Annotated in this window: 34 protein-coding genes and 1 riboswitch; of the genes, 10 read left to right on the forward strand and 24 right to left on the reverse strand. The window is 48.4% G+C overall.

Annotated elements, in window-relative coordinates; genetic code table 11:
* Nucleotide 1: 1 nt before the first annotated feature.
* From PJK55_RS10425 to PJK55_RS10435, 3 genes are read right to left on the reverse strand one after another with little or no spacing between them, the layout of a single operon-like run.
* A complete protein-coding gene (locus PJK55_RS10425) occupies nt 2-475 on the reverse strand; it encodes a GNAT family N-acetyltransferase (RefSeq protein ID WP_271305747.1) in 474 nt (157 codons plus the stop codon).
* Complete coding sequence (locus PJK55_RS10430; RefSeq protein ID WP_224862650.1) at nt 475-774, reverse strand: hypothetical protein; 300 nt, start codon at nt 772-774, stop codon at nt 475-477. Before PJK55_RS10430 ends, PJK55_RS10425 begins: the two co-directional genes overlap by 1 nt.
* Before the next feature lie 57 nt (nt 775-831).
* A complete protein-coding gene (locus tag PJK55_RS10435) occupies nt 832-1,356 on the reverse strand; it encodes a GrpB family protein (RefSeq protein WP_271305748.1) in 525 nt (174 codons plus the stop codon).
* Nucleotides 1,357-1,506: 150 nt separating this feature from the next.
* Between PJK55_RS10435 and PJK55_RS10440 the strand changes: the two genes are divergently transcribed.
* A complete protein-coding gene (locus PJK55_RS10440; protein WP_074035454.1) occupies nt 1,507-2,052 on the forward strand; it encodes a TraR/DksA C4-type zinc finger protein in 546 nt (181 codons plus the stop codon).
* Nucleotides 2,053-2,096: 44 nt separating this feature from the next.
* On the opposite strand, the gene PJK55_RS10445 is transcribed toward PJK55_RS10440, so the two are convergent.
* The 3 genes from PJK55_RS10445 to PJK55_RS10455 all read right to left on the reverse strand — a co-directional run bounded on the left by PJK55_RS10445 (nt 2,097) and on the right by PJK55_RS10455 (nt 4,217).
* Entirely contained in the window at nt 2,097-3,080 is a 984-nt protein-coding gene (locus PJK55_RS10445; RefSeq protein ID WP_271305749.1) for a M23 family metallopeptidase, read from the reverse strand.
* A gap of 163 nt (nt 3,081-3,243) precedes the next feature.
* Nucleotides 3,244-3,429 carry a hypothetical protein gene (locus PJK55_RS10450; protein ID WP_214759951.1) on the reverse strand — a complete coding sequence of 62 codons (186 nt, stop codon included), beginning with the start codon at nt 3,427-3,429 and terminating at the stop codon, nt 3,244-3,246.
* Entirely contained in the window at nt 3,426-4,217 is a 792-nt protein-coding gene (locus PJK55_RS10455) for a GNAT family N-acetyltransferase (RefSeq protein ID WP_271305750.1), read from the reverse strand. Before PJK55_RS10455 ends, PJK55_RS10450 begins: the two co-directional genes overlap by 4 nt.
* 50 nt (nt 4,218-4,267) lie before the next feature.
* Between PJK55_RS10455 and PJK55_RS10460 the strand changes: the two genes are divergently transcribed.
* The gene (locus PJK55_RS10460; protein WP_271305751.1) at nt 4,268-4,732 is read left to right on the forward strand and encodes a GNAT family N-acetyltransferase; all 465 of its coding nucleotides are present in this window, start codon (nt 4,268-4,270) and stop codon (nt 4,730-4,732) included.
* Here the strand turns inward: PJK55_RS10460 and PJK55_RS10465 are convergent.
* The 3 genes from PJK55_RS10465 to PJK55_RS10475 form a co-directional block, all read right to left on the reverse strand.
* Complete coding sequence (locus PJK55_RS10465; RefSeq protein WP_271305752.1) at nt 4,721-5,311, reverse strand: NUDIX hydrolase; 591 nt, start codon at nt 5,309-5,311, stop codon at nt 4,721-4,723. The two genes, PJK55_RS10460 and PJK55_RS10465, sit on opposite strands and share 12 nt — an antisense overlap.
* Nucleotides 5,308-6,312, reverse strand: a complete 1,005-nt coding sequence (locus PJK55_RS10470) for a S66 family peptidase (protein ID WP_271305753.1) — start codon at nt 6,310-6,312, stop codon at nt 5,308-5,310. The genes PJK55_RS10465 and PJK55_RS10470 overlap by 4 nt, the downstream gene beginning before the upstream one ends.
* Nucleotides 6,313-6,378: 66 nt before the next feature.
* Complete coding sequence (locus tag PJK55_RS10475; protein ID WP_271305754.1) at nt 6,379-6,687, reverse strand: hypothetical protein; 309 nt, start codon at nt 6,685-6,687, stop codon at nt 6,379-6,381.
* Between the two features lie 144 nt (nt 6,688-6,831).
* On the opposite strand from PJK55_RS10475, the gene PJK55_RS10480 reads away from it, so the two are divergent.
* Complete coding sequence (locus tag PJK55_RS10480; protein ID WP_271305755.1) at nt 6,832-7,146, forward strand: hypothetical protein; 315 nt, start codon at nt 6,832-6,834, stop codon at nt 7,144-7,146.
* A gap of 72 nt (nt 7,147-7,218) precedes the next feature.
* Nucleotides 7,219-8,004, forward strand: coding sequence for an SDR family oxidoreductase (locus PJK55_RS10485; protein WP_214695037.1), 786 nt, complete (start codon nt 7,219-7,221; stop codon nt 8,002-8,004).
* A gap of 37 nt (nt 8,005-8,041) precedes the next feature.
* Here the strand turns inward: PJK55_RS10485 and PJK55_RS10490 are convergent, their stop codons facing one another.
* From PJK55_RS10490 to PJK55_RS10545, 12 genes are all read right to left on the reverse strand, one after another.
* Complete coding sequence (locus PJK55_RS10490) at nt 8,042-8,836, reverse strand: GNAT family N-acetyltransferase (protein WP_271305756.1); 795 nt, start codon at nt 8,834-8,836, stop codon at nt 8,042-8,044.
* A gap of 40 nt (nt 8,837-8,876) precedes the next feature.
* Nucleotides 8,877-9,374 (reverse strand): NUDIX hydrolase, encoded by a 498-nt coding sequence (locus tag PJK55_RS10495; RefSeq protein ID WP_271305757.1) that lies wholly within the window; start codon nt 9,372-9,374, stop codon nt 8,877-8,879.
* Entirely contained in the window at nt 9,371-10,438 is a 1,068-nt protein-coding gene (locus tag PJK55_RS10500) for a saccharopine dehydrogenase family protein (protein ID WP_271305758.1), read from the reverse strand. The genes PJK55_RS10495 and PJK55_RS10500 overlap by 4 nt, the downstream gene beginning before the upstream one ends.
* Nucleotides 10,439-10,478: 40 nt before the next feature.
* Nucleotides 10,479-10,958, reverse strand: coding sequence for a hypothetical protein (locus PJK55_RS10505; RefSeq protein WP_271305759.1), 480 nt, complete (start codon nt 10,956-10,958; stop codon nt 10,479-10,481).
* Nucleotides 10,959-11,054: 96 nt separating this feature from the next.
* Nucleotides 11,055-11,684: an NADPH-dependent FMN reductase gene (locus PJK55_RS10510; RefSeq protein ID WP_074035419.1), complete on the reverse strand. Its 630-nt coding sequence runs from the start codon at nt 11,682-11,684 to the stop codon at nt 11,055-11,057.
* Nucleotides 11,681-12,673, reverse strand: a complete 993-nt coding sequence (locus PJK55_RS10515; RefSeq protein ID WP_271305760.1) for a ring-cleaving dioxygenase — start codon at nt 12,671-12,673, stop codon at nt 11,681-11,683. Before PJK55_RS10515 ends, PJK55_RS10510 begins: the two co-directional genes overlap by 4 nt.
* Nucleotides 12,674-12,700: 27 nt before the next feature.
* Nucleotides 12,701-13,144, reverse strand: coding sequence for a MarR family winged helix-turn-helix transcriptional regulator (locus tag PJK55_RS10520; protein ID WP_214785152.1), 444 nt, complete (start codon nt 13,142-13,144; stop codon nt 12,701-12,703).
* 132 nt (nt 13,145-13,276) lie between these two features.
* The gene (locus PJK55_RS10525; RefSeq protein WP_271305761.1) at nt 13,277-13,708 is read right to left on the reverse strand and encodes a GNAT family N-acetyltransferase; all 432 of its coding nucleotides are present in this window, start codon (nt 13,706-13,708) and stop codon (nt 13,277-13,279) included.
* Nucleotides 13,709-13,719: 11 nt separating this feature from the next.
* Nucleotides 13,720-14,850, reverse strand: a complete 1,131-nt coding sequence (locus tag PJK55_RS10530) for a tetratricopeptide repeat protein (RefSeq protein WP_271305762.1) — start codon at nt 14,848-14,850, stop codon at nt 13,720-13,722.
* A gap of 50 nt (nt 14,851-14,900) precedes the next feature.
* On the reverse strand, nt 14,901-15,440 hold the full coding sequence (locus tag PJK55_RS10535; RefSeq protein WP_271305763.1) for a DUF402 domain-containing protein: 540 nt from the start codon (nt 15,438-15,440) through the stop codon (nt 14,901-14,903).
* A 64-nt stretch (nt 15,441-15,504) separates the two neighbouring features.
* Nucleotides 15,505-16,557, reverse strand: coding sequence for a DUF58 domain-containing protein (locus PJK55_RS10540; protein ID WP_271305764.1), 1,053 nt, complete (start codon nt 16,555-16,557; stop codon nt 15,505-15,507).
* Between the two features lie 2 nt (nt 16,558-16,559).
* A complete protein-coding gene (locus PJK55_RS10545; protein ID WP_271305765.1) occupies nt 16,560-17,480 on the reverse strand; it encodes an AAA family ATPase in 921 nt (306 codons plus the stop codon).
* A gap of 94 nt (nt 17,481-17,574) precedes the next feature.
* Between PJK55_RS10545 and PJK55_RS10550 the strand changes: the two genes are divergently transcribed.
* The 3 genes from PJK55_RS10550 (at nt 17,575) to thiW (ending at nt 19,780) form a co-directional block, all read left to right on the forward strand.
* Nucleotides 17,575-18,267 carry a hypothetical protein gene (locus tag PJK55_RS10550; RefSeq protein WP_271305766.1) on the forward strand — a complete coding sequence of 231 codons (693 nt, stop codon included), beginning with the start codon at nt 17,575-17,577 and terminating at the stop codon, nt 18,265-18,267.
* 73 nt (nt 18,268-18,340) lie between these two features.
* Complete coding sequence (locus tag PJK55_RS10555) at nt 18,341-19,081, forward strand: hypothetical protein (protein WP_271305767.1); 741 nt, start codon at nt 18,341-18,343, stop codon at nt 19,079-19,081.
* Between the two features lie 45 nt (nt 19,082-19,126).
* Nucleotides 19,127-19,227, forward strand: a riboswitch (TPP riboswitch).
* A gap of 67 nt (nt 19,228-19,294) precedes the next feature.
* Complete coding sequence (gene thiW, locus PJK55_RS10560) at nt 19,295-19,780, forward strand: energy coupling factor transporter S component ThiW (protein WP_271305768.1); 486 nt, start codon at nt 19,295-19,297, stop codon at nt 19,778-19,780.
* Nucleotides 19,781-19,808: 28 nt separating this feature from the next.
* Here thiW and PJK55_RS10565 read toward each other — a convergent pair whose 3' ends face one another.
* A complete protein-coding gene (locus tag PJK55_RS10565; RefSeq protein WP_271305769.1) occupies nt 19,809-20,285 on the reverse strand; it encodes a GNAT family N-acetyltransferase in 477 nt (158 codons plus the stop codon).
* A gap of 118 nt (nt 20,286-20,403) precedes the next feature.
* On the opposite strand from PJK55_RS10565, the gene PJK55_RS10570 reads away from it, so the two are divergent.
* The 3 genes from PJK55_RS10570 (at nt 20,404) to PJK55_RS10580 (ending at nt 23,130) form a co-directional block, all read left to right on the forward strand.
* A complete protein-coding gene (locus PJK55_RS10570) occupies nt 20,404-20,826 on the forward strand; it encodes a VOC family protein (RefSeq protein ID WP_271305770.1) in 423 nt (140 codons plus the stop codon).
* Nucleotides 20,826-21,224, forward strand: coding sequence for a VOC family protein (locus PJK55_RS10575; RefSeq protein ID WP_214742322.1), 399 nt, complete (start codon nt 20,826-20,828; stop codon nt 21,222-21,224). The genes PJK55_RS10570 and PJK55_RS10575 overlap by 1 nt, the downstream gene beginning before the upstream one ends.
* Nucleotides 21,225-21,312: 88 nt before the next feature.
* Nucleotides 21,313-23,130, forward strand: a complete 1,818-nt coding sequence (locus PJK55_RS10580) for an LTA synthase family protein (protein ID WP_271305771.1) — start codon at nt 21,313-21,315, stop codon at nt 23,128-23,130.
* Nucleotides 23,131-23,165: 35 nt separating this feature from the next.
* Here the strand turns inward: PJK55_RS10580 and PJK55_RS10585 are convergent, their stop codons facing one another.
* Complete coding sequence (locus PJK55_RS10585; RefSeq protein ID WP_271305772.1) at nt 23,166-24,050, reverse strand: VOC family protein; 885 nt, start codon at nt 24,048-24,050, stop codon at nt 23,166-23,168.
* A 14-nt stretch (nt 24,051-24,064) separates the two neighbouring features.
* Nucleotides 24,065-24,349, reverse strand: a complete 285-nt coding sequence (locus PJK55_RS10590) for a putative quinol monooxygenase (RefSeq protein ID WP_214785177.1) — start codon at nt 24,347-24,349, stop codon at nt 24,065-24,067.
* Nucleotides 24,350-24,433: the final 84 nt, after the last annotated feature.

Consider the following 24,433-nt stretch of genomic DNA (forward strand, 5'->3'; position numbering starts at 1 on the left):
CTCATTCCCCCAATGTTTTCATGACAATCTGACGTTTCGGAGCGAATTTGACCTCGTCGTAAAAAGAGGCCGCTTCGCTGTTGATCATCCAATAGTCCAACTCAATCGACTTGAATTGGTGATCACGTGCCCATTGCTCGATCCACTCCATCATGCGTCGTCCGTATCCTTTGCGCTGATAGATCGTATCGATGCTGATGTGATGCACATACACGGTTCGGACAGCTTGACGGAACGCGGTCGCCTCACTCACCTTCTCCTCGAACCATATGTAGCCGACAGGGGTTGCTTCTACTTCCATCACCATGAAATGATGATTCGGTCTCCCCATCAGCGTCAAAAAGGCTTCATACATCTTCTCTTCCTCATATTCCGCAAAGTAATCTGAATTCATGCGGACGTGATGTTCATGAATGGAACGATTCAATCGTGCAATGAGCCGGGCATCCGTTGTCGAGACGAACACGCTGTCCATCAACCGCTAAATCCTGTGTGATTCCGATCTTCTACTACACCATGTGGTTTTTCAGTCCCATGCAACGTATGCTCTTTCGAAGTAGAAGTCCCTTTCCCTGCTAGGCGACGTTGAAGCGGACGGGCCAAGAAGTAACCCATAAGAAGCGAAATCGGCAACACAAGAAAAAATGAACCGAGTACCGTCAACATATACCCTTTATCTGTATCTCCGGCGATCATTCGGAGGACGAAGAACAACCCGACGAATACGAGTGCAGCCAAGGAGTATTCCACGCATTTTCCAAGAAACCATTTCATATGAGATCTCCCCCTTCAAGGTTTGATGTATTATACGACGATTCCCACAAAAAGGTTTCACACGCCATGATTTTCTTTATACCACTTCGTTGCCAGTCGTTCCGTTTCGATGATCCACTCATGTTTTCCTTGGATGTAGCCTTCCATATCTTCCGGATGTTGCACTGCGAGTTGCAATTTCAACTCTCCATACGCATCGCGCACCTCAGGGAATGTACGCAAGTAATCCCGGAAGGCGAGGTGTCTCAAGACATCTGGATTCCCTTCTTCAAACACATGTACGTGAACCGTCCGCTCCTCTTCACCCTTTCGGAAATAGCGACGCTTTGGAATACCGTATTCACCGAGCCCTCGATACCCGAGTGCTTCCATCCGTTCCGTATACGCATCAACTCGTTCGATGTCCCGTACGACAGGCATCATATCGATGATTGGCTTCGCTGCGAGTCCTTCGACCGAGGTGCTCCCGATATGATGAATCGCAACGAGCTCTCCTTCAAATAATCGGCTCAACTTCCGTGCCTCTTCTTCAAATCGGTGCTTCCATTCCGGATGATATGCGACCACTTCGACTTTTCGCATGATTCTTTCCTCCTCACTAAAATCCATATGCTCTATTGTCATCATACCCTTTTCCCCTCTCGACATGATGGATTCCACTTCAAAAGGTTTGTGCGCATATAAAATGGGAAACCTTATATTAATGACTTGAGAACTGGAGAGTGAATCAATATGTTGACTGCAGAACAAATCGAAACGTTTAAAAAACGTCTGTTGAAAGAAAAAGCAAAAACAGAAGGTTACATGGATAGCCGAGAAGAGACGTATGATGAAGGCGAGCTCTCTCATTACGATAATCACCCGGCCGATTCCGGTGAAGAACTCTTTTTACGGGAACGCGATCAAGCGCTCAACGAGCTCGACGAAGAGTTTTTGAGCGATGTCGATAAAGCACTACTCGCCATCCAGAATGGTACGTATGGCAAATGTGAAGTGTGCGGGAAAGACATTGAACTGGACCGGCTTGAAGTCATCCCTGAAGCCACGTTATGTATCGAGCACGCTCGTGCCCAGGAAGAGGAAGAGCACGAACATGAACTCGATCGACCGGTCGAAGAAGACGTATTGAACCCGAACGAGACGGCCCGTCGCAAAGAATTGGACGGAACGGATGAACCCGGACAAAAAACGGATGCCTTCTCACAAGTTGAAGATTACGGAAGTTCGGATACGATTGCCGATAGTGAAGGCAACCACGACCCGACACGCGAACAATGAAAAATGCCCTGACCTCGTTTACGAGGCTCAGGGCATCTGTCTGATTAAAACGTTGCTTTCACTGGAGAAGCACCACCAAGGCGCTCTGCCACTTTCAACGGGTTGACGGCATTTCCAGCTGAACTAGCTGAGAAATTGTAGTTCCCTTTATGAATTTCAAAGTGTAAGTGTGGACCTGACGAGTTGCCCGTGTTTCCGATTTGACCAATCGGTTCACCTTGACGCACCGTCTGACCTTTTTTCACATCGACCTTATGCATATGGGCATAGACCGTCGTCCATTTTTGGCCATCTACGTTATGCTCGATTTGAACGTGCTTTCCATAAGGACCACTTGAGCTGACTTTTGTGACTTTTCCCGCTTCTGCGGCGTAAATCGGTGTACCTGTTTTAGCGGCAATATCCAAACCGTTGTGGAACGTGTATCCAAACTGTCCGCTTGCTGCACCGAACCCTTGTGAGAGACGTCCTTCTGCAGGCATCAAGAACCGATCAGGCGCCATCGCTTCGTACTGTTTCTTCAAATCACTTAACTGGTTCGTTTGTTTCTTATATTGTTTCGATTTCTCGTCATATGCCGTCTTCACGTCTTGACGTGTCGCTTCAATCTGTTGTTGCTCTTCTTTTAGTTGCTTCAGTGTCTCGTTCGCTTGTTCTTTCTTCTCAACGAGTGCTTGATGCGTTTCCTCGGCCTCAGCAGCCTCTGCTTTCGCACTCGGTAGAACAGAAGATACGACTTTCGCAAAGAGTGACTGTTCAGTCGGAACGAGTTCCGCTTCGACCGATTCTAGTTCTTCAGAAGTGCCTTCAATCTTGTCACGCAATACTTCCGCGTTGCGATTGACTTCATCCAACTTTGACTGGATTTTTTGAATGACTTGTTTCGTTTCTTTAACTTGTTTCGTAGTTTGTTGGACAGATTTTTCTGTTTGAACGAGGTCTTGCGGGGTCATTTCGTTAGCGGATGCGGTTTGTCCTTGGAACAAGAGTACGCCTACACCTGCTGTCATGATCAGTTGTTTCCACATATATATAATAAACCCTCCAAATTGATACATTCATGAACTTCAAAAAAGCTACATATGCGAATATACCACTGGGGGTTAAACATTTCAATAAATGAAGTTTTTCATTTTCATGTCATTCATGACAGGACAATGTGATATGTTCAAGCATTACTTCACAAGGATTTCACTTGCGTTTTCTCGTATAATATCCGGCAAGGACGATGCCGATGACTGACAGGATGGTCAGTCCAACCCCACCTGTTAGCAACAGATTCACCGTTCCTGGCGAGAGATTCGTCGTCAACGCGATGATCGTCGCTGTATTTCCTAACATCAATCCGATGATACAGACAAGTAACAATCGCTTCATCGCTCTTCCTTCACCATTTCAAACTGTGAAATGTCATCTTGTACAAATCCTAATCGTCGTGCTGCGTCAATCCATTCAGGACGGTCCGACGTCAAAGTGAGGTGAAGCGGAGATCGACTCGCAGCCACGCGCAATAGCCATTCTGCATCTTCAGCGTGACCAAAAACATCGAGCAGTACATGATCGCGGTATAACAAAAATCCTTCTTGTTTATTTTCTACCACTTTCACAAGTTCTGCCTCCTGTTGGGTCACGCGTACATCGCGTTGCCAAATCGGAACATGCTGAGCTGTCGGATACAGTTGATCGAACAGCGTTTGAATCGGTTCCGAAGTCATGTGAGCAGTCGTTTCAAGTGGTACCGCCTGAAAGTAATAGATTTCACGTGTCGTCTTATAGCCAAGTTGATGATAAAGCGACAACGCTGCATCGTTCCCTTGAATCACTTCGAGCAAACGAGTTCCTTTGGCGTCCTCTTCAAATCGTTGCATCAACTTGGTCGCAACGCCTAATTTCCGAGCGTGCGGGGCGACAGCAAGTCCACCGCAACGCGTCTGCCATCCCGAATCGAGATATGCAATCCCACTCAATACGACGCCGACCGGCTCTTCCCCGTCATAAGCGACGATTGAACGGGACGGCTGATTTTGGTCTCTTACGAGAAAGACGTCTTCAAACGTCTGCTCATCGAATTGGAACGGAATGATATAATCAGAAAAACCAGTCATAAACGCCCGATATAGATCTTGTACAGGCGGATTTTGACGATATGTAACTTGTGTAGTCATATAATTCCCCTTTTCTGAATGAAATCAATAAAGCCAGAAGGAGACGCCTTATGAACATCTCATTAGAATATCGAAATGATACGCATCGACCGATTCTCGATACGTTCGCCTTGCCGACGGACCAAGAAAAGTATACAACCCTTCCAAAAGACATGGACGACCCACTTCCTGAAGGCGTTCATCCGATTGTTGTCGTCGAGCAGAAGCCAGTCGGAATGTTTTTACTACATGACAACGAACGAGTCGCTTCTTATACGGATGAACCACATGCGCTGCTCTTCTCGGCTTTTGCCATCAATGAGGCAGATCAAGGCAAGGGGTACGCAAAAGCGGCACTCCAAGAACTTCCGAAGTTCGTGCGTCAACATTTCCCTCATATCCGTGAAGTCGTATTGTCCGTCAACCTGAAAAATGATGTGGCGTTTACACTTTATACGACAAACGGATGGGTCGATACCGGACGTCGAATCGGTGGACCGATCGGCGAGCAGAGAATTCTCTCTTTATCGATTTGACGCATCGATTCGTGCCACCCCCCCACATATACGGTGCCAATACGTCAGACGATGCGGAACTAAATCAACTTGTGTGATTTGAACGAGATGGTTCGTCATGATGGAGTTTCCTTCAATCGTACGCAATCGTCCTTCCGTGAGCGCCATCAGCTCGTCCCTGTACACAGCTACCACGTCCATCACTTCCTGGTCGTCAAAACGGAGCGGTTCGTCTTGATAAGCGTAGCTATACGTATGTGCAAACTCGCGATCGAGGAAACCGTCCAGTTCAATCACGTCTTCAAATATTCCAAGAGCTGTGAGCTGTTCGAACGTCAATGACAGTCCGAGCTCTTCTTCAATTTCACGAATACCATCAATGAACGTCTCGTTTGAAGCGAGATGTCCCGCTGCGGTGATGTCATATTTCCCGGGAAAATCCTGTTTCTCCATACTTCTGCGCTGTAGATAGATAAATTGGTCTTTCCAGAACCAGCAGTGGAACGTCTCATGCCAATCTCCGTCTACATGAACCTGTCCTCGCTCTTTCTCTCCTATTTTTTGATGATTTTCGTCAAATATCGTGAGGTATTCTTTCATGCTGACACCCCATCTTCTAAAAACCGGATGGTTCCATTCGTCGTATCCAATTCGACCTGAATGCCAATCGGGAAGACGTGTGACGGGAACGTATGACCAATATCGACATTCGTCAAAATAGGGATGTCCGTGTCGCCGATGACTTCAAGCAACAAGTCGTTGAACGAGAACGGAGCCGATTGATCTTGGAAATGCTCATGCTTGCCGATAATTAGACCCGAAATTTCATCAAATACACCAGCCAATTTCAACATACTGAGCGAACGCTCTTCTTCAGCCATCGTTTTGAACGAGTCTTCTAAGAAAAGAATCGCCCCCTTCAAATCGGGATAATAGTCCGACTTGAAGAATCCTGACATCGTGTTCAAATTCCCGCCAATCAACGTTCCTTGCGCCTTTCCATCTCTTAATGAGATCCACCCTTCATTCGGTTGGAAGGTTTTGACGCGTTGCTGCGTCGACCAATCGAGCATCTCTTCGGTCCACTCTTTCGGCACGTCCAAATCGAACGGGGCAGTCTTCTCCAAACTGAGGATATCTCGTACGTACTGGGTCCCTTTCTCGAACATCCCTCCATACTCGCCGAATGACGGCACGACAGCCGGTCCGTAAAACGTGACAACTTCCGTTTTAGCGTAACACGCCATCAAGATTGCCGTCACATCACTATAGCCCATGATGATTTTGGGATGGCGTCTTAATTGCTCATAATCGATATAGGGGAGTAACGAGTTCGAATTCGTTCCTCCAATCGTACTGATGATCGCTTTCACTTCAGGGTCATGCAAAAACGCATTCAGTTCGTTCACTCGATTCTGAATGGTGGATGACCGATACCCTTCTGATTCATATGTACATGTGCCCTCTTTCACCTTGAACCCCATACGCTTAAGCTGATCAATCCCTCGTTGATAGCGCTCCTCAAACTGCACGGGTGCCGGAAAAGAAGGCGTGATGATTCCAATTGTATCTCCGTTCTTCAACTGTGGTGGTGCAATCATATGTTTCACTCCATATCCTACGATGTCTTTATGAGGCATTATACCGTAGGATTAGTGAATCAACCTTTAAAATAAATCAGGGTCTTCTGATAACGTTCTTATTTTTCGAACTTTCGTCGGTCGCCCCGTCCAGCCGAGCGCCACGAAGAAAAAGGCACCCGCTAGTAAACCAAATAAGACGGTCAGTCCTATTTGAACCCCGATAAATCCGTATTGTTCTCCTAGCTTCACAAGGAAGAGTGGCGCAAACAGACAGGTCATACTTAGCGAAAAGAGTCCTCCACGTACTCGTCGCCCCGAATTGCCGATTGTAAACCATCCAAACGCGATCCATACACAAGCAACAAATCCTAGCGCCGCAATCATCATCCACATTCGCCCGCACCTCACCTTTTCGTTTTTCTTTCTATTCCCCATTTTTCTTGAGATTCCTACTATTTTTTCAAGGATTGAGAGAATTTCCGGGTAAAGGTAAATTAGACAAGATGCGATGCCGGACAATGAAGGAGTGGGTTGCGCATGAGTGCACGGTTAACCTTTGCCCTAGTCTTTCTCGGTCTTTTTTTAATCGTCATGTATTGGATGAGTACATGGAATGACAATGTGGTCGAAGGCCAAATTGAACGGGTCGACATCCCTCAGCTATTGATTGAATCCACTGAATCCTCAGAAGAAGTCACGTTGCGCGTCATCTTAATCAACGACCAAACCGAAGTGACGGGCATCGCCAATAGCGTACAAGGATTACAAAGCGGTCAGCTCGTCACCATCGAGGTTATCCCCACGGAGTCCAACTTGAACATCGCACGGACGATTGAAGTCACATCACCATGATTTTCTGAAATGAAGCGTAACTTTTCCAGAACTGTGGAATATGAGAAAGAGTCATAAAAAGGAGTGATCGGATTGATTTCAAATAAATTACTATCTGGAAAAGTAGCGCTCGTCACTGGAGCGGCTTCCGGTATCGGACGTGCCGCAGTTATCCGTTTCATCCAAGCGGGTGCGAAAGTCGCCATTCTCGACTTGAATGAAGAAGACGCGATGCGTCTCGCCAGTCTCGTCGGAGAGGAACGGGCCATCGGCATCAGCGCCGATGTTGCGGATGAAGCCGCGATGAAAGAAGCGTATGCACGGACGATTGAACGATTCGGACAAATCGATATCGTCTTCGCGAACGCCGGACGAAACGGGACCATCACACCAATTGAACACTTGTCCATTGAAGACTGGAATGGTGTCGTGGAGACGAATCTGACGGGAACGTTTTTGACCGTCAAACATGCCATTCCTCATTTGAAAGAGAATGGTGGCAGTATCATCATCACTTCGTCAATCAACGGCAATCGATACTTTAAAAACTTTGGTTTCAGTGGCTATGCGACGACGAAAGCAGGTCAGACCGGATTTGCGAAAATGGCAGCTGCGGAGCTCGCGCAATTCGGAATACGCGTGAATTCCATTTGCCCAGGGGCCATCGATACGAATATCGACGATTCGACCAATCGAGACGATGCATTGCTAGAAGAAATCGTCATCCCTATCGAGTATCCGCTCGGCAACCAACCGCTTGCCGGAAAGTCCGGTGCCGCGAAACAAGTCGCTGACGTCGTCTTATTCTTTGCGAGCAACATGTCGAGCCACGTCACCGGTTCTGAAGTGTACGTTGACGGTGCTGAATCTCTCTTGTAATCGAAAAGCAGACCACCTCATGCGAAGTGGTCTGCTTTTATTTGAGAATCGGACTTTTCATGACCGCTTTTTGGTAAAACGGTTGAAACCCGAGTCGTTCCATATTTCGCCCTGAAGCTGAGTCGACCTTCGTCGTGACGGTGAGTACGTCACAGCCAAGCGCTTTCGCTTCGGCAATTCGTTCTAAAATGAGTTGGGTTTGATAGCCTTTTTGACGGTAAGACGGTACGGTACTCGTCAGAAACAGTTCCCCGATTCCGTCTTGCGTGGCGAGAATCCCACCCGCTACGACAGTGTCTTTTTCCCGAACGAGATAAGCATGATTACTCGGTAGCGCATAAAATCCTTTCGCCGTATCGACCGTCTCTTGAAGAATCGTTCCAGATTCGGCAAATCCGGCCGCAATCGCGTGCGCCCATTCATGGAGCGTCTCATCTTGCACCTTTTCCACTTGATTCGAAGCAGGCGGTCCGTCATATTGCGTCACATCTAACGTCCATACGTCTAAAAAGTGATCGAGCGTATAGTTACGTTCTTGCAGTAAGCGCAGTAAGGAATCGTCCGCTAACGGACAAACTTCGATATGTAGTCGGGACACATTTTTTCCACGCACCCACTTTTCCATCTGGTGCAGATCGTAAAAGCTTGTCGGTCGATTGAGTCCGAACCCAACTGCAAAGCTCATATTCCCCATTTTGAACACGTGCCCCTTACCTTCTACGTGCAACTCCGCACCTTCATAGGGAGGGGTTTGTTTGCGGTGTCGAATATAAGCAGACGTTCCCTCTGCTTTAATGCTTTCGATGCGTCGTGCCAATTCTAAACGTTTCACTTTGTTCCCTCCCTTGCTTTTCCATGTTGAGTGTAGCATATCACGTTCGAATCAAGTGCCCGTACTGGATCAACCGTTCTTTGACAGTAGGCACGAGCTCAACAGAATCGAGCACCGTGTCCCACTCCTCTAATCTCACATCGACCACTTCATCGATTTGTAAGGAAAGTTGATTTACATCAATCGGCTGCTCGCTCGTGTAGACATACACATCTAAGAAGTACGTCCCGCGCTTGATTGTCGTCACGAAACGCAACTGTTCGGGGTCGACGGTTAGTCCTAATTCTTCTTGGAGTTCACGGACCGCACCTTGTCGACTCGTCTCACCCGTTAAAATCGAGCCACCCGTGCCTTCCCAAAGAAGAGGATATTTCTTATCGGGATGGCGCTTCGAGAGTAACAATTTACCATCCGGATCAAATGTGAATACTTCGATGACTGTGTGAAACGTATTCGGTTCCAGTTCATCTCCGCGAAAATGCGTTCGTCCGAGCGGTTGCCGATTTTCGTCTAGTAAATCCCACGTTTCTCGGCTCATGGACGAATCTCATCAATCGTGAATGAAGACGAACCTTGGATCTCTTCGATGAAATGTGATCCAAACAACATGGCCGGTGTGAAACTTCCGGCAAGCATCCGACCGGAACCGAGCAATCGGTTGACGACGGCGAGTGCACCGTAAACAGTGAAGGCATACGTGCTCGCCGTTTGAATGCGAACGACGATCTTGCGCCCTTCCTCATTTGTCGCCTCTCCCCATACATACGTCGAGGTTTTTTCGCGTTCGGCTTCATTCGGTCCCGATACGTTCTCATCAACATAACGCAGCAATCGCTGCTGCACAGCAACTTTCCCAAGAATGGGACTGAACCAAGACAAAACGCGTGCCACATAGGCTGCCGCTGTCGGCACTGGCACCCACGTCGTAATATTCGGGATGTCCGTCGTATAGTAGGCGGTCGAAACGTCTCCCCACGGAATCGCAATCGCGGTGCGGCTTCCTCGCCCAAAATCAATTGTCCTGCGCTTTGCCCCGATTGGGAACGGTGATAGCTTTCCGTTCACGCGCTCCACACTACTCGACCCAAGTCCACGAACAGCCGTCTTCATCGTTCCTGGTGAGATGCCACCTGCTGCCGAAAATCCGAGGGCGAGTGATGTCGCATCCGGTAAGAGTTCCTTTAATTTTCGCGCGACACAGTCGGTCGGGATGACGTCAAATCCAACGCCAGAACATAGAATGACACCTCGCGCCTTCGCTTGAGCCGCCCGTTGTTTGGAATGGACATATTCGAACACATCGATTTCCCCGGTAATATCCAAGTAATGCGTACCCGTTTCCAGACATGCCTCGATCATCACTTGACTCGTATCCGTGAACGGACCCGCACAGTGAAGTACTAAGTCCACATCGCGAAGCGCTTTGATTGCCGCCTCACGACTTAATGCGAAAATCGATGTCTCGCAGTCGAGCTCGTCTCCGAGTCGATGAATCTCACGCCCAGTGCGACCCGCAAGAATCGGACGCAATCCGTCACTGACAGCCTGACGGGCAATCAGCTCCCCTGTATATCCGTTCGCCCCGTAAATCATCCATCTCATGGTTACCCCTCCTTATGTAAGGTTGTCCTTGTTCGTTTCCCTAAATGGAGTTGAATCGAACGAAAAAATCTTGAACGACCCCAATCAGATACACGCTTCCCATCATGACAAGCAAACACCCGATCGGGATGAAAAAACTTTTGATAGCAGCTCGTTTGGTCAAGGTCATCCGATTCATCAATCGACGATCAATCAGGAAGAACAAGATGGCTGCGAGAAGACTCAACCATGACAAGACGAGCCCAAATAGAATATGTAAAACGATCGAAGTGAACGACTGTATGCGTTCTGAACTGAATCGCTTTGCGACCCAATCGCTAAACCATGATGTCACGACACCATATGTCAAAATAATAGGGAAACTATATGCCATGTAAATCGTACACAATAAAAGAAATCCCGATACGCTCTCTAAAAATGAAGTTTCCATAAGGGTTTGTTGCGAAAATTCAACGATGCTTAAAAGAAGCGCATAGAGTGGTACGGTCCAGGAAGCTGCGATGATTTTTCGTGTCACCATCGAATCCATCCTTTCTTTCCATTCTTCTCCACTTTAGCGCAATCAACTTGAAAACGCACAAAAACCAGCCTGAATTCAGGCTGGCTTCGCGATTTGTTAATTGTTTGCAACTTCTCCGGCTTTTGTACGGACCGATTGCATCGCTTCCGTCCACGGAAGGAGTTGGTCGAGCATGTCGTTGACCGATTGTGCTTGCACATCTTTCGGTGCGAAATGCGTGCCGTTCTCGAAGTCCGTGAAGAGTGAGAGTGCAGGATGGACACGTACGTGAGCGATTGACAATTCACTCAAGATGCCACGTAAATGCTCTGTTGCACGTGCTCCACCGACAGAACCGTATGAGACGATTCCAGCTGCTTTGTTGTTCCATTCGACGCGTAAGTAGTCGAGTGCGTTTTTAAGAGATGCTGAGATGGAATGGTTATATTCTTGGACGATGAAGATGAATCCGTCCATTTGCGCAATTTTCTCCGACCAGGCCGCTGCACCTGATGCGTCTTGACCAGCTTCACCGAGAAGCGGCAAGTTGTAGTCTGCGATGTCAATGACTTCATAGTTGGCATCGCCACGTTTGTCGGCGAGTTCTTTCACCCATTCCCCGACTTGTGGACTGACGCGACCTTCACGAGTTGATCCGAGTACGATTCCGATGTTTAACATAGTAGTTCCTCCTTGGTTATGTTGTGATTCATCTGATTTTCCAAATAAGCGATTCAAGAAACTCATTTCATGCCCTCATATTCTTTCTCAAATGTTTTCGTGCTTCTGACCGTATCGATTGGTCGTACCATCGCCTCGATTTGCGAACGTTTCGCTTCGAGGAACGGCGGGAGTGACAATTTCTCACCGACCGTCTCATACGGCTCGTCTCCCATGAATCCAGGTCCGTCTGTCGCCCATTCAAACAAGATTTGCGGTGCGACACGCGCATAAGACGATTCAAAGAAGAAGCGGTCGACATAGCCAGAAGTCGGCAAACCGAACTGTTGGAGACGTGCTGTCCATTCATCGAGGACGCTACGGTCTTCGACACGGAATGCGACGTGATGCACAGTACCGAACCCTTGACGCGCTTGTGGAGATGTCTCGTCATGAATGACGATCACTTGCGCTCCGTTTCCACCTTCACCTCCTTCAAAGAGATAGACATCACCTTCTCTTGCAATCTCTTTAAATAGCATCACTTGCTCCATCACTTGTTTGAAATACGTGATGTCGGCAATTCGAATAAAGATGGGACCGAGTCCTGTGATGGCGTACTCAAGCGGGATTGGACCGTTCTTCCACGGCTCTCCTGATGCGATCCCTTCGTTGAACTCATCCGAGATGAGTTTATACGCCTGTTCGTCGAAATCGATGAACGAGAGCGTCTTTTTCCCGAACTGTTCTTGAATCCCTTCATGTTCGACACCGAGACGGTCGAAGCGACGGACCCAATACGTCAACGCTTCATCTGTCGGCACACGGAACGACGTCTTCGCGATTTCATTTGTTCCGTGCTTGCCTTTCGGGATACCCGGGAAGTCGAAGAAGGTCATGTCTGTACCGGCATTTCCTTTATCGTCTGCAAAAAATAAGTGATACGTTTGAATGTCGTCCTGATTGACTGTTTTCTTCACTAAGCGCATCCCAAGAATATGGGTGAAGAAATCATAGTTTTTTTCGGCACTACTTGTAATCGCTGTGACGTGGTGAATTCCTTTTACGTGGTTCATCGTTCTCTCTCCTTTTATATCTTGATTTCAAGATACATGATTAAAATTTTTTGCGGCTTCTGCCCGCTTCCCAATTTGTTTCAACTGTTCAATCGTTTCTGTCAGAGACAATCCTTCAAACAATGCATTCATATGCTCCGTATGCTTCGGAAAAATATCTTGCATCAAGTGCTCTCCGTCATTCGTCAACGCGGCATATGTGATGCGGCGATCGCTCGGACAAGCTTTTCGGACGAGATACCCTTTCTCTTCTAACCGGTCCACGACGTACGTCATGCTGCCGCTCGAGAGAAGGATTTTCTTTCCGATGACTTGAATCGGTTGATCCCCTTTATGATATAAAAACTCGAGTACCGCGAATTCGGTCGCGTTCAATCCGTAAGACGCTACTTCCTGTTTCACCAGGTCCTGTAACGACTGAGAGGCGCGTAACAGCACAGTAATCGTTTTTAATGCATCAGATGGTTCCATCTGTCTCCCTCCTTTGTCCAAGAGAGTCATTAACTTAAATTCAAATATCTTTAATTCGAGATAAATATATCACGTGACGATTTTGCCGTCAATCGATTTGATTTTAAAAAAACAAGGCAGGGTTCTCCTGCCTTATTCTCCTCGACGAATCACAGCCATCTCACGACCGAATCGGTGTCCTTCATCGACGAATCCTAAGCTTTCGTATAAGTGATGGGCCGCCTCGTTCTCAGGATGATACCCGACAACGATTGATTTCCCTTCTCCGATTTCTTCAAGCATCAGCTCTGTCGCTTGTCGACCGATTCCTTTACTTTGATGAGCATGGTCAATCATGATTCGATAAATCCACCATGCATCCAACTCTTCTGGCTCCGTGTTGTACATGAGGAAGCCGACCATCGTCTCTTCCTCATAAATGGCGCGCGGGTGTAGCGTCGGTTCGTACATCGCCTGGAGTAACGAAATCGCATTCGGCTCCATATATGTTTGCTGTTGTTCACTCAGTGCCAAGTGACAGCATGTATACCAATTTTGTGCATCGATCGGTCGTAATGAAATCATGTCATTCTCCTTTACTCGTATGTTTCGTTCAAATTCCGTGCGTAGAACGCGATGGCACGACGGTACCTTGCGATGCTTTCGTCCGGTTTTGGACTGGCAAGCAGCTCGAGTAACGCGCTCGTCGCTTCTTCATGACGGCCGACGTTATAGTGAGTCATCGCCTGAAACACTTTGAGCGCCCCATGATTCGGGAAATGTTCGATTGCCTCTGCAAATAACCGTTCCGCTTCCGCGTATCGACCAAGTGCCCGATACGTACTACCGAGTCCGAGATACGATTCCGCCAACTCATCTCCCGTCAATCCGAGTCGGATGGCCCGCTCATAATGCGGTACCGCTTGACGCTCTTCACCGAGCGAGTCATAACACCATGCACAGTACGCATGAAGTCTAGGATTCTTCTCATCCTTCCGTAAGAGCGATAAAAACAGTTGCTTCGCCTGCTCGAGCTGTCCCTCTTCACGGAGACGTACTGCTCGGTTAAACTCATTTTCTTCTGTCACGTCGGTCACCTCCTGAGCGAAATCTTGGTCTAACCATGATTGGAGCGCTTCATAATACTTGCCGATATGCACCCCATCGACGAGTGCGTGGTGGGCTTGAACGGATAACGGCATCCTTAGACGCTCTCCTTGACGCTCAAACTTGCCCCAGGCGATGCGCGGGACGCTGTCATGTTGTTGCTGATGCGTCGGGTGCATGATGCTTGTGAACGTGACCCACGGCACACTCGTGATATACAGTAAGTCGTCGGGCTCGTCATCCCCAACTACGACTTCGTCAGCAGCTTGCTCCATCCGCGTCGTCACTTCCTGTAAGAACGTCGGTAAATCTTCACTGAACGTGGCCGCACAAAAGTTGAAGACATCTTCGTCTAACATGACCGTGAACGACGGGTGGACCACCTCGTGTTCGATGACCGCTTCACCACGGATCCGATAGCGCAATTCCGGAATCGCGTTCGCCGCTTTCACCGCACCGTACAAAAAGAGTTTGAAGAACGATTGATTGCTCGCTTTCGCATATGTATAGAGATTTGTCACATCTACGTTCGCCGTCACGTTAACATGCGGCGCGTCAAACGCTTTGAAAAACTCAAAGTGTTTTCGTCGCGCCCACGTCTCGATTTCAATTTCTTTCATAAAAAACTCCCCCTCCTACGCTCTTACTGTAGCAGAGAGAGTGAATCCACTCATAGCTTTTGTTTTAACTGTTCGTAATGTCCTTTTGCCAAATCAAAGTAGACGAAGTCTCCACGTTTGATCCGTTCGAGTGTCGTTTCAAACTCACGCCATCCCCGCTCGACTTGTTCAGGTGTCAATTCGCCGTTCTCGGTCGCCTCTTCGAACTCATCTTCATCCTTTTTGACGATGTCCCCATTCGGAAACACGAGAATATCGAGCAACAAGTCGTCCATATACGGGATGCCATCCTCGTCTCCGATCCGGTCGACGAGGTCGATATACCACTGCACGATTTCACCTTCTGGATTGATCATCGCCGTCACACCGAACGGTTCATTGTCCGGGAAATATTGGAGCCAACTAAAACCGGCATCCGCCACAATAAATTCTTCCCCTTTATGTTTTTTATATAGTGGCGCTCGAACCTCATCGATTTGGAATAAGGCAACCACCCCTGAAAATTGTTCCGTCTGAACGCGTTCTTGCGCATAACGGTTCTTTAAAATTCGCTCCCAGTCTCGTCGATTCGCATACTTCCGTTTTGCCATATGGATCTCTCCCTTTCGGTCATCTCTGTATGATACAGTTCGCCAGAAGAAGGAAAGTTCCTTGTTAGTCGTACAGGTTATGCTGATTGAACCAGACGAGATGGCTTTGTTTCAAACGTTTCCGTTCAACCATTCGGACGAACGCGTCTGTCGAGATGAAGCGGTTTCCGGGATGAAGGTCGGCCAGCAACATGAGGATGATCCGTGTCCCTCGTTCTCCTTCCTGAAGGGAGATATGCTCCATCTTCCCTTCACCATTGAAACGGTTGATGAACAGCTCGACTTTACACTCTTCTTTTAAGAGTCGGGTCGTCACGTACGCGACTTGGCTGATGATCGACTCAAAATCGTGATGCAACGTATAGCCGGACGGTCCACTCAAATCGACTGCGAACGTGAACGTATCGAGTGATGTCTTTTGAAAGACTTTGGACTGAATACGTCCGAGCTTCGCCGTCGCGACCCAGTCAATCTCCTTGACCGGTTCTCCTTCGTAAGGCTTCGAACCTAGAATCTGTAATGGATTCCGTAGAGGCGATGCGGTCAAAGGACGGTCACCGAGTGCTAATCGTTTCGTACCGACCGGAGGATGTAACGTGAGGGATGGCAGCACCGTCCACCGTTTCTCGATGGGACACTCAAGAAGATACGTCCCGAGATGAAACGGGAGCGTCACAGCGAGTACACACTCTTCGATATAAGCCGGTCCCCGAAATTCGGCCTGAACACGAAGCACGTGACGGGCCTGATCCGTCCGTAACGTCATATCTAAACTAGTTGGGGAACGATCGTGGTCTGGAAAGCTAAGCGCTGTATTGGATTTCAGACGAACGCGAACCGGAAGCCCGAGTCGTTCGAGGGTTTCACTTCCGTCTAGCATCACTTGCACTTCCGTCTCATCCCCAACAAAGAGAAGAGATTCGTGTGTATGTATATGAAGACGAAGGGCTCGCTCTAACTGTTTCCGCGTCCATTCGAAGAACCAGACGATGCCCGCAAGTAAACAGAGGGCATATCCGACAATCTCCATGTACGGGACGAATACGAGAATCACCCCAGCGAATCCATAGACCGTAATCCATTGTTTCTGTAGGGCGTTATGTGTCGAGAACGTCATCGTCAACCCTCGACCGGAACAGAAACGGTGTCTAAGATGTAACGGATGATGTCCTGTTTCGTTGATTTGATGCCTCCTTCAAGCGTCAACGTCAGGCGATGTGCCAATACATAAGGTGCCACGGCTTTCACATCTTCCGGAATGACATACAATCGATCGTTCAGATAGGCATAACTTTGAGACGCCCGCATGAGCGCGACGGCTCCTCGTGGACTGACACCGACCTCGACAGATTGATGTTCTCGTGTCGCATGGACGAGCCCGAGTAAATAATCGAGAACGTCATCTTGAATCGATACTTGCTTCACTTCTTCTTGTGCGCGGCGTAACTCGTCTAACGTCGCGACCGCCTCCACGATTTTCCGTGTTTGACGCATGACTTGCAAGAGGAGCTCCCGTTCTTCCGCGACATCAGGGTAACCGACTGGAATTGAAATCAAGAAGCGATCGAGCTGGGCATCCGGTAACGGGAACGTCCCGGCCGATTCGATCGGGTTTTGCGTCGCGATGACGAAAAATGGTTTTGGCATCGGATACGTCTCTCCCCCGATGGAGACTTGCTGCTCTTCCATCGCCTCGAGCAAGGCGGACTGCGTTCGTGGGACCGCTCGGTTAATTTCATCAATCAAGACGATATTCGCAAAGATCGGTCCTTGTCGATGGTCGAACGTCTGGGTCTGCATGTTGAAATAATCTGCGCCAATCACGTCAGACGGTAACAAATCGGCCGTGAACTGAATCCGAGAAAACGCGCCGTCGAAGCTAGCTGCAATCGCCTTGGCCAGTAACGTTTTCCCCGTTCCCGGAACATCTTCTAACAAAATATGTCCTTCCGCGAGTAACGCCGTACAACAGAGACGTACGACATCCTCTTTGCCTAAATACACCTCGTTCAACTGTTTGATGACCTGTTCCATGCCCATATGATGACCTCCATTTTTTGTCTTAATCAAACTTTACCTTTTTATGGTAAGATAAACAACAAATAGTCTGAACATTCAAAAAGGAGGTAACTTCTTGCGCTGGACGAACAAGTTTTTTCTCATGATTGCCACCACACTCATCGGCACGTTCACGATGATGGTGATTGCGACGAGTGTATTCGAGTGGCTCTATAACCCGGAAACGATACCGGTCGAGGAAAATAATAGTCCTCCGACTGATCTCTTATCGGATGAAGATGATGGAATTTTAATTGGTGAATCCAAAGCAGATTACCCGTATGAATTAGATCCTCGAAAAGGAAAGCTTAACTTTTTTGAGAGAATCACGGAATCTGGAGAATCCACACGACGAAATCTCGGGTTATTCGTCGCTTTACTTGCGCTCGGTTGCCTGTCCTTTTATATCTATCTAAAACGGAAACGACGTGTGGTTCGCGCACGAGATCATGTTGATTCAAACGCAGACCAGCTTGTCGAATCGCTACAACACGAAAACGCTTCGTCCGTTTCGACGCTCACAGCGTTCACGAACGTCCCGATTCGCGATGCACTGATCACATTCAACCAATCTCTCGTACCAGCCAAGCGATTGCGTGCTCATGAGACACTGCAAGAGTGGTTCCGACGCATCGATTTACCGATGAATCCGTCCGTTTATCATGCGGTTCGCTACGGCACATCCTCAGGAGTAACGATTTCTGAAGAAGACACACTCCACTTTAAGAATACACTCGATTCCTACACAACACGCCCTCACCCCGAGTGAGAATGTGCACAGGTTCTGCTTTTTCGTCATGAATGATAAAATGGTGGAAAATGTAAGTTGAGGGGATGAAATCATGAGACGATGGGCGATGTTCGGATTAAGTGCACTTTTACTGACGGGTTGTACGGATACGGTGGCAGACAATCCGATTCCAATCGAATCACCGGATGAACCCATCACAGAATGGACACGTGAAGACTTTAAAGACGTCTATGACCAATATGAACAAACGAAACCGCTCCTCGCTGCGCTCGAACAACAAGGCATCAAACCGTTCCGCGAAACGTTTGAACGCGTCATCATCGCCGGCAATGGTCTCGAGCACACATATGCAGATATTTATCCGTTCAAGCTCGACGACGGGACGTATGCCACGGTATTCGACAGTCAGGACGGGACGTTGATCAACGGTTCCGAGTCGGTCGCTCCGCTGTTTTGGCAAGAGGAGTCTTTCCTTCAGTATGTCGAAGAGATAGAGAATCGGAAATTCGGAACGAGTGCCCCTCCTACCGATGTCGTCCTTACGCAGGATGAATTTCAATCGGTCTATGACCGTCACGCCTACACGTCAGCCCTCCTCGTCGAACTCGATGAAGCAGGTGTCGAACTGGCACGGGAACCAATCGACGATGTGATTATCGCCGGGAATGGCGTGACCGAAGTCACTGCCGACTTGTTCGTGTTCGATGTCGAGAGCGGGTATGCCATCGTATACGACCAGGATGGAGAAATTTTAAAAGGTCCCGAATCCATCTCACCGCTCTTTTGGAGCGAGAAGGACTATGAGGACCTGTTAGCCAAGAATGAGGGATAAGTTCACCCCCCTTCCGATTTTAGCTATGCTATACTCAAGTCAATAAACGACCACTAGGGGAGCCTTCGGGCTGAGACGGCATTTGTGCCGGACCCTTCGAACCTGATCTGGCTCATACCAGCGTAGGGAAGTGGCTTGGGATACGTCTCTGTATGTCCACGCCATTTTTCCGTCTGGAAACGTGGCGTTTTTATTTTTGAAAGGAGACTATTCATGCGTATTCAACAACTCACTTGGATGGCAATGCTCGTTGCCATCGCCGTCGTCGGCTCGATGTTCATCTCGATTCCTACAGGTGTCGCCCGCGCTTATCCGATTCAACATATGGTGAACGTGATTGCCGCAGTTACCGTCGGCCCAATCGGAGCCGTCCTCGTCGCATTCGTGACCGGACTCATTCGCGTCATGACCGGCACAGGGTCACTTCTCGCGTTCCCCGGTGGCATGATTGGTGCACTTCTTGCTGGTATGTTCTTCGTTCGCACGAATCGCGTCTATGCTGCCGCTCTCGGAGAAATCATCGGAACCGGTGTCATCGCCTCGTTGATTGCCGTCCCGTATGCGAAACTGTTGATGGGTTCGACGTTCGGTGCCTTCTTCTTCGTTCCAGCGTTCCTTGCCTCTAGTTTGACAGGCGCGCTTCTCGGTTGGCTCGTCTTATCACGTGTCAAACAGTTGCGACCGAGCATACTCAAATAACGTATTTTGATTTAGGAATCCGACCGACTCATGACGGTCGGTTTTTTGTGTGATAGACCCAGATTGCTTCGCCGTTCGATTCATCGATTAAGCCGCTGTCGACAAAGCCGTTCTTTGCATAAAATCGTTTCGCGACTTCATTCTCTTGATGGAGGCTCAGGATGATATCATCCACATCGTACTCTGTCTGGATAAATGCCACTGCGATGCGTAGACACTTCGTCCCGACGCCTTTCCCCTGTTCGTGTTGATCCATCATGAAACGATCGAGCCACACATAGCGTTCTGTCTGATTTTCTGCTCCGACCATCATGAAACCCACCGGTTGCGCACCGTCATAAAATGCATAGCTCTGCCAATTATATTTCGTATCCTCGACCATCTCTTGAAGCGACTCGGCATTTGTCTCGATGAACCGTGATTGTTTCTCGTCCACTGTCAGAGCAATGATTGCCTCTCGATTGAGTGCATCAATCGGTTGAATCGTGATTTCATTTCCTTTCATGCTTTCACCTCATTGATTTTCTCTCTCTTTCATACGCTTTCTCCCGTAAAAAGTTTCTCCCCCCGTATCTTCGAGACCATGCATTCGCTACACTAGAAATAGAAAGGGAGGTTATCACATGTTCCGAATCGGAAGTATCTTCATTCCCGTATCAGATGTAGAACGGTCCCTACACTGGTATACCACTTATTTTGATGCTCAAGAAATTGGTCGCTGGGAAGGAGGCATCGGTTTGTGTCTACCAGGCGGTTCGACTCAGCTCGGATTGATCCAAACCTCGTCACCACAATCCGTAACGTTCAAAGATGCGTCAGGACAAGCCCATGTCTATTTCAACGTCATTTGTGAAGACATCCAGTTCGCGTATCAATCGTTCGAACAAGCAGGGTTGATTGCGACACCGCTTCACGATTTCGGAGGCATGTCCTGTTTTGACGTAGTGGACCCGGATGGCCATACGATCAGTCTTATCTCGGAAGATATGACTTCCCCGTTCCACCGCAATCGCGTGAACGACCTACAAACGAAAGGAAAGTCTTAATGAAACAAATTCACCATATCTGTATCCAAACACCAGATTATGCCGCATCAAAGTCATTTTACGAAGCGCTCGGTTTTGAGCTCGTCCAAGAGTCGCCAAACTTCCACACACGTGACTTCAATAGTTGGCTCAAACTCGGAGATTTTTATATCGAGCTCCAGACTGCTAAAACGGATGAAACGTTACAAGACTATTCGAAACATGCGGCCGGTCCCGTCCATTTCGCCCTCTATGTGGATGATCTCGAAGCGGAAGTCGCTCGACTCGAACAGCTCGGTGTCACGTTCTTGCCGAAGCACGGTGGCAACATCTACTTCGTCGTCGACGGTCATTTAAGTAAATTGAAAGCACCGGAAGGAACCATCATCGAATTGCGCGATACGTTTCTGATTAACTGAGGCCCCGTGCCTCTTTTTTTGTTGGACACATCTTCACGTTTCCCTCACTCACCTCATCGGGAATGGGTATGAAAAGGATGTGTTGTTCATGATCAAATATCTCGATTATTGGAGCTACTTGTCACTCTCCCTGGCAAAGCTCTTCTTTTTTAGCTGGTTGACCGCGACGGCGTTCGACTTCTCGTTTTTCCTCATCAATTTGGCGACGATTCTACTCCTGACGAGCTGGGCACTCGCCGTGTCTTACCCGATTCGTCGATGGATTTTATACGTTTCTCTGTTCTTACATAGTACCCTACTCGTCTCGGACGTCTGGTACTATCGCTATTTTGAAGACTTATTATCTGTCGCCTTACTGTCTGATATCGGACAGATGGGAGATGTCGGGGGTGGCTTCTTGACGCTTATCCGCCCGATTGATGCATTCTTCTTCATCGACCTCATCATCTACGGCTTGATTTTACGTTACATCAAGTATCACCCTGTCCGTGAAGCGAAGCGGAACGGAAGACGATTGGCAATTGCCGGCTTCGCACTCGGATTTCTTCTCTTCACGATTCCGCTCACCCTCAGTTATCAGCGCGGAGAAAAATGGATTGCAGACGACCCAATCTCGAATATGCGTGAATACTATCATCTCGGTTATTGGGGCTATCACGCGATGGATGTCGCTCGAGGTGTCGAACGTGCGATGGGATGGAACGAAGCCCTGACAGACGAGGAGCGTTCTCAAATCCAAGCACTCTCTTATCAAGAATTAAGTGCCCCGAGTCCGGATACAAACGTCATCGTCCTACAACTCGAATCGTTCCAAACATCTGTCATCGATCAACGCATCAATGGACAGGAATTGACACCGAACTTAAATCGATTGCGACGTGACATGCTCTATTTCCCGAACGTGTATCATCAGACGCATGAGGGGCGGACATCCGATGCGGAGTTCATCGTCAACACGTCACTCTACCCTGTCAAATCCGGTTCAGTGTACACACGTTTCCCGGGAAATCAATTTAGCGCGCTCTCTCAGTCCTTGAACGAGGCCGGCTATGATACGGCAGCCATGCACTCCTTCCGTAAAGACTTTTGGAATCGGGATGATTTTTATGACAATATCGGATTCAATCATTTCTTTAGCGACAAAGACTACCCCGACCAAGGCATCATCGGGATGGCACTCAACGACCAGGAATTCTTGAATACGTCCGTCGGATTCATGGAAGAGTTGGATGAACCGTTTTATGCGTTTTTAGTCGCATTGACGAGTCATACGCCGTACGACATTCCGGAGGACCAGAAACAATTGGACCTGTCAGAAATTGACGACCCGCTTCTCGAAAACTATTACCATACCGTTCATTTCGTCGATGCGGCGGTCGGTCAGTTCATCGAACGATTGAAACAAGATGGGTTGTGGGATGAGACGCTTCTCGTCATGTATGGTGACCATGATAGCGGTCTGACGGCACCTGGAGAAGAAATGGCTACCATCGAAGAAGTGGACTCAACGGTTGACGCGTTTCAACTCGACCGTGCTGTCCCTCTCTTCATCAAACCACCAGGATTGACGACAGGAAAAGTCATGGAGGCGAGCGGTGGACAAATCGATATCGCACCGACGATTCTCGATGTACTTGGAATCTCCCCGGCGTATATGCTTGGCGACTCCCTCTTGAATGATACGCCGAATTTGACCGTCTTTCGGACGGGCGCTTTCCGATATGAAGACCATTACTATGAACCAGACTTGACCGAACGTTCTGGTAACGGCACATGCTATTCCGTCGAGACGGAAGAACCGGTCGCATTCGATCGATGCGCCCCTTACATTGACCGTGCGGCCAGCCAGCTCCGTCTCTCGGATACCATCATCGAGAAAGATGCCCTCTCACAAATGAGTCCATGAAAAACCTCCCGAGCTATTTGTCTCGGGAGGTTTGTTTAATAGGCTTTACGCAACGTCGCGATATCGAGTTTTTTCATGGGCAGACACGCCTGTACGACTTGTTCAATCTGCTCTTGCGAACCGACCGTCATCATCTCTTCCATTTCCCACGGAATGATTTGCCACGAGACGCCGTAGCGATCTTTCAGCCACCCACACTCCTCTGCTTCCGGTACAGCCGATAACCGCTCCCAGTACGTATCGACTTCGTCTTGTGTCTCACAAAAAGCGATGAGCGACTGTGTTTCGTTAAATGAAAACATATGATTCTCATTACTATCCATCACGACAAATTCTCGGCCGGATAAGACGAAGCGGGCATAGTTGATTTTCCCGTTGAGCTCATCCCCGTCTTCTTCCGTGTATCGTACCGTATGTCCGTCCAATACATACGAATCTTTGAAAATGGAAATCCAATCGTTCATCGCCGCCTCGGCGCGACCGAACGCATTCTGGACAAATAAGAGGCATGGCGTCACGAGCTGAATGTCCATCCCCCCATCATGCATGATTTGCCAAGAAACCCCGTAACGGTCCTTCAACCATCCATAACGCTGGCTGAAGTCGTACGTATCTAATGGAATCAAGATATCCGCTCCGTCAGATAATCGTTCCCATAGCGCATTGATTTCTTCTGTCGTCGGGAGCGATACCATATAGGAAATGGACGGATTTCGTTCTTGCGTCGTACCTCCCCCGAGTAACTGAAAGAACTGTCCAGCGAGCGATAACGTCACAATCGTCGTCTCGCCTGCTGGCGAGCTTGAAAATTTCGTCGTATAGTCGACAAACGAATCTGGAAAGATGGAGACATACCACTTGGCGATTTCCTCGACGTTCTCCTCAAACCAAATACATGGGATCACAGGTTGCGTAATCATGAGAAAGTCTCCTTTCAGACTTCATGCAAACGATAGACGTCACGCACGGCGAGAAGCTCCCCAGCTTCATCACGATATGCCTGATAATGCGATGAATGGATGTGGTGATCGAGCGCCTCTTCGTCTTGATACTTTTCATAGAAGACAAACGTTCCTGGCGCATCGATTGCTTCGTGAAGAACGTACGCGAGACATCCCTCTTCCGCTCGTGACGGTGGAATCACACGGTGTAGCGCCTCACGTAACGCTTCTTCTTTACCAGGATGAGCTTTCAAGATTGCAGTAATGACGATTTCCATACAGTATTCCTCCTTCGATAATGGACCTGCCTTTCTGTTCCCGAATCTACCGCAATCTATCCCAAAAAACGGATATCTCATCGT

Origin of the sequence: Exiguobacterium sp. MMG028 (genome assembly GCF_027947425.1) — a bacterium.
GTDB classification, from domain to species: Bacteria; Bacillota; Bacilli; order Exiguobacteriales; family Exiguobacteriaceae; genus Exiguobacterium; species Exiguobacterium aestuarii_A.

Bases quoted from the DNA above. Each gene is read 5' to 3' on its own strand.
- PJK55_RS10500 (WP_271305758.1), bottom strand. From the start codon at position 10,438: ATGAGATGGATGATTTACGGGGCGAACGGATATACAGGGGAGCTGATT.
- PJK55_RS10425 (WP_271305747.1), bottom strand. From the start codon at position 475: ATGGACAGCGTGTTCGTCTCGACAACGGATGCCCGGCTCATTGCACGA.
- PJK55_RS10505 (WP_271305759.1), bottom strand. From the start codon at position 10,958: ATGGTGACACGAAAAATCATCGCAGCTTCCTGGACCGTACCACTCTAT.
- PJK55_RS10450 (WP_214759951.1), bottom strand. From the start codon at position 3,429: ATGAAGCGATTGTTACTTGTCTGTATCATCGGATTGATGTTAGGAAAT.
- PJK55_RS10435 (WP_271305748.1), bottom strand. From the start codon at position 1,356: ATGCGAAAAGTCGAAGTGGTCGCATATCATCCGGAATGGAAGCACCGA.
- PJK55_RS10445 (WP_271305749.1), bottom strand. From the start codon at position 3,080: ATGTGGAAACAACTGATCATGACAGCAGGTGTAGGCGTACTCTTGTTC.
- PJK55_RS10540 (WP_271305764.1), bottom strand. From the start codon at position 16,557: ATGACGTTCTCGACACATAACGCCCTACAGAAACAATGGATTACGGTC.
- PJK55_RS10580 (WP_271305771.1), top strand. From the start codon at position 21,313: ATGATCAAATATCTCGATTATTGGAGCTACTTGTCACTCTCCCTGGCA.
- PJK55_RS10470 (WP_271305753.1), bottom strand. From the start codon at position 6,312: ATGATTGCACCACCACAGTTGAAGAACGGAGATACAATTGGAATCATC.
- PJK55_RS10515 (WP_271305760.1), bottom strand. From the start codon at position 12,673: ATGAACCACGTAAAAGGAATTCACCACGTCACAGCGATTACAAGTAGT.
- PJK55_RS10460 (WP_271305751.1), top strand. From the start codon at position 4,268: ATGAACATCTCATTAGAATATCGAAATGATACGCATCGACCGATTCTC.
- PJK55_RS10575 (WP_214742322.1), top strand. From the start codon at position 20,826: ATGAAACAAATTCACCATATCTGTATCCAAACACCAGATTATGCCGCA.
- PJK55_RS10590 (WP_214785177.1), bottom strand. From the start codon at position 24,349: ATGGAAATCGTCATTACTGCAATCTTGAAAGCTCATCCTGGTAAAGAA.
- PJK55_RS10440 (WP_074035454.1), top strand. From the start codon at position 1,507: ATGTTGACTGCAGAACAAATCGAAACGTTTAAAAAACGTCTGTTGAAA.
- PJK55_RS10510 (WP_074035419.1), bottom strand. From the start codon at position 11,684: ATGAGTTTCTTGAATCGCTTATTTGGAAAATCAGATGAATCACAACAT.
- PJK55_RS10465 (WP_271305752.1), bottom strand. From the start codon at position 5,311: ATGAAAGAATACCTCACGATATTTGACGAAAATCATCAAAAAATAGGA.
- PJK55_RS10480 (WP_271305755.1), top strand. From the start codon at position 6,832: ATGAGTGCACGGTTAACCTTTGCCCTAGTCTTTCTCGGTCTTTTTTTA.
- PJK55_RS10475 (WP_271305754.1), bottom strand. From the start codon at position 6,687: ATGTGGATGATGATTGCGGCGCTAGGATTTGTTGCTTGTGTATGGATC.
- thiW (WP_271305768.1), top strand. From the start codon at position 19,295: ATGCGTATTCAACAACTCACTTGGATGGCAATGCTCGTTGCCATCGCC.
- PJK55_RS10535 (WP_271305763.1), bottom strand. From the start codon at position 15,440: ATGGCAAAACGGAAGTATGCGAATCGACGAGACTGGGAGCGAATTTTA.
- PJK55_RS10545 (WP_271305765.1), bottom strand. From the start codon at position 17,480: ATGGGCATGGAACAGGTCATCAAACAGTTGAACGAGGTGTATTTAGGC.
- PJK55_RS10455 (WP_271305750.1), bottom strand. From the start codon at position 4,217: ATGACTACACAAGTTACATATCGTCAAAATCCGCCTGTACAAGATCTA.
- PJK55_RS10585 (WP_271305772.1), bottom strand. From the start codon at position 24,050: ATGATTACGCAACCTGTGATCCCATGTATTTGGTTTGAGGAGAACGTC.
- PJK55_RS10570 (WP_271305770.1), top strand. From the start codon at position 20,404: ATGTTCCGAATCGGAAGTATCTTCATTCCCGTATCAGATGTAGAACGG.
- PJK55_RS10495 (WP_271305757.1), bottom strand. From the start codon at position 9,374: ATGAGCCGAGAAACGTGGGATTTACTAGACGAAAATCGGCAACCGCTC.
- PJK55_RS10430 (WP_224862650.1), bottom strand. From the start codon at position 774: ATGAAATGGTTTCTTGGAAAATGCGTGGAATACTCCTTGGCTGCACTC.
- PJK55_RS10520 (WP_214785152.1), bottom strand. From the start codon at position 13,144: ATGGAACCATCTGATGCATTAAAAACGATTACTGTGCTGTTACGCGCC.
- PJK55_RS10530 (WP_271305762.1), bottom strand. From the start codon at position 14,850: ATGAAAGAAATTGAAATCGAGACGTGGGCGCGACGAAAACACTTTGAG.
- PJK55_RS10525 (WP_271305761.1), bottom strand. From the start codon at position 13,708: ATGATTTCATTACGACCGATCGATGCACAAAATTGGTATACATGCTGT.
- PJK55_RS10565 (WP_271305769.1), bottom strand. From the start codon at position 20,285: ATGAAAGGAAATGAAATCACGATTCAACCGATTGATGCACTCAATCGA.
- PJK55_RS10555 (WP_271305767.1), top strand. From the start codon at position 18,341: ATGAGACGATGGGCGATGTTCGGATTAAGTGCACTTTTACTGACGGGT.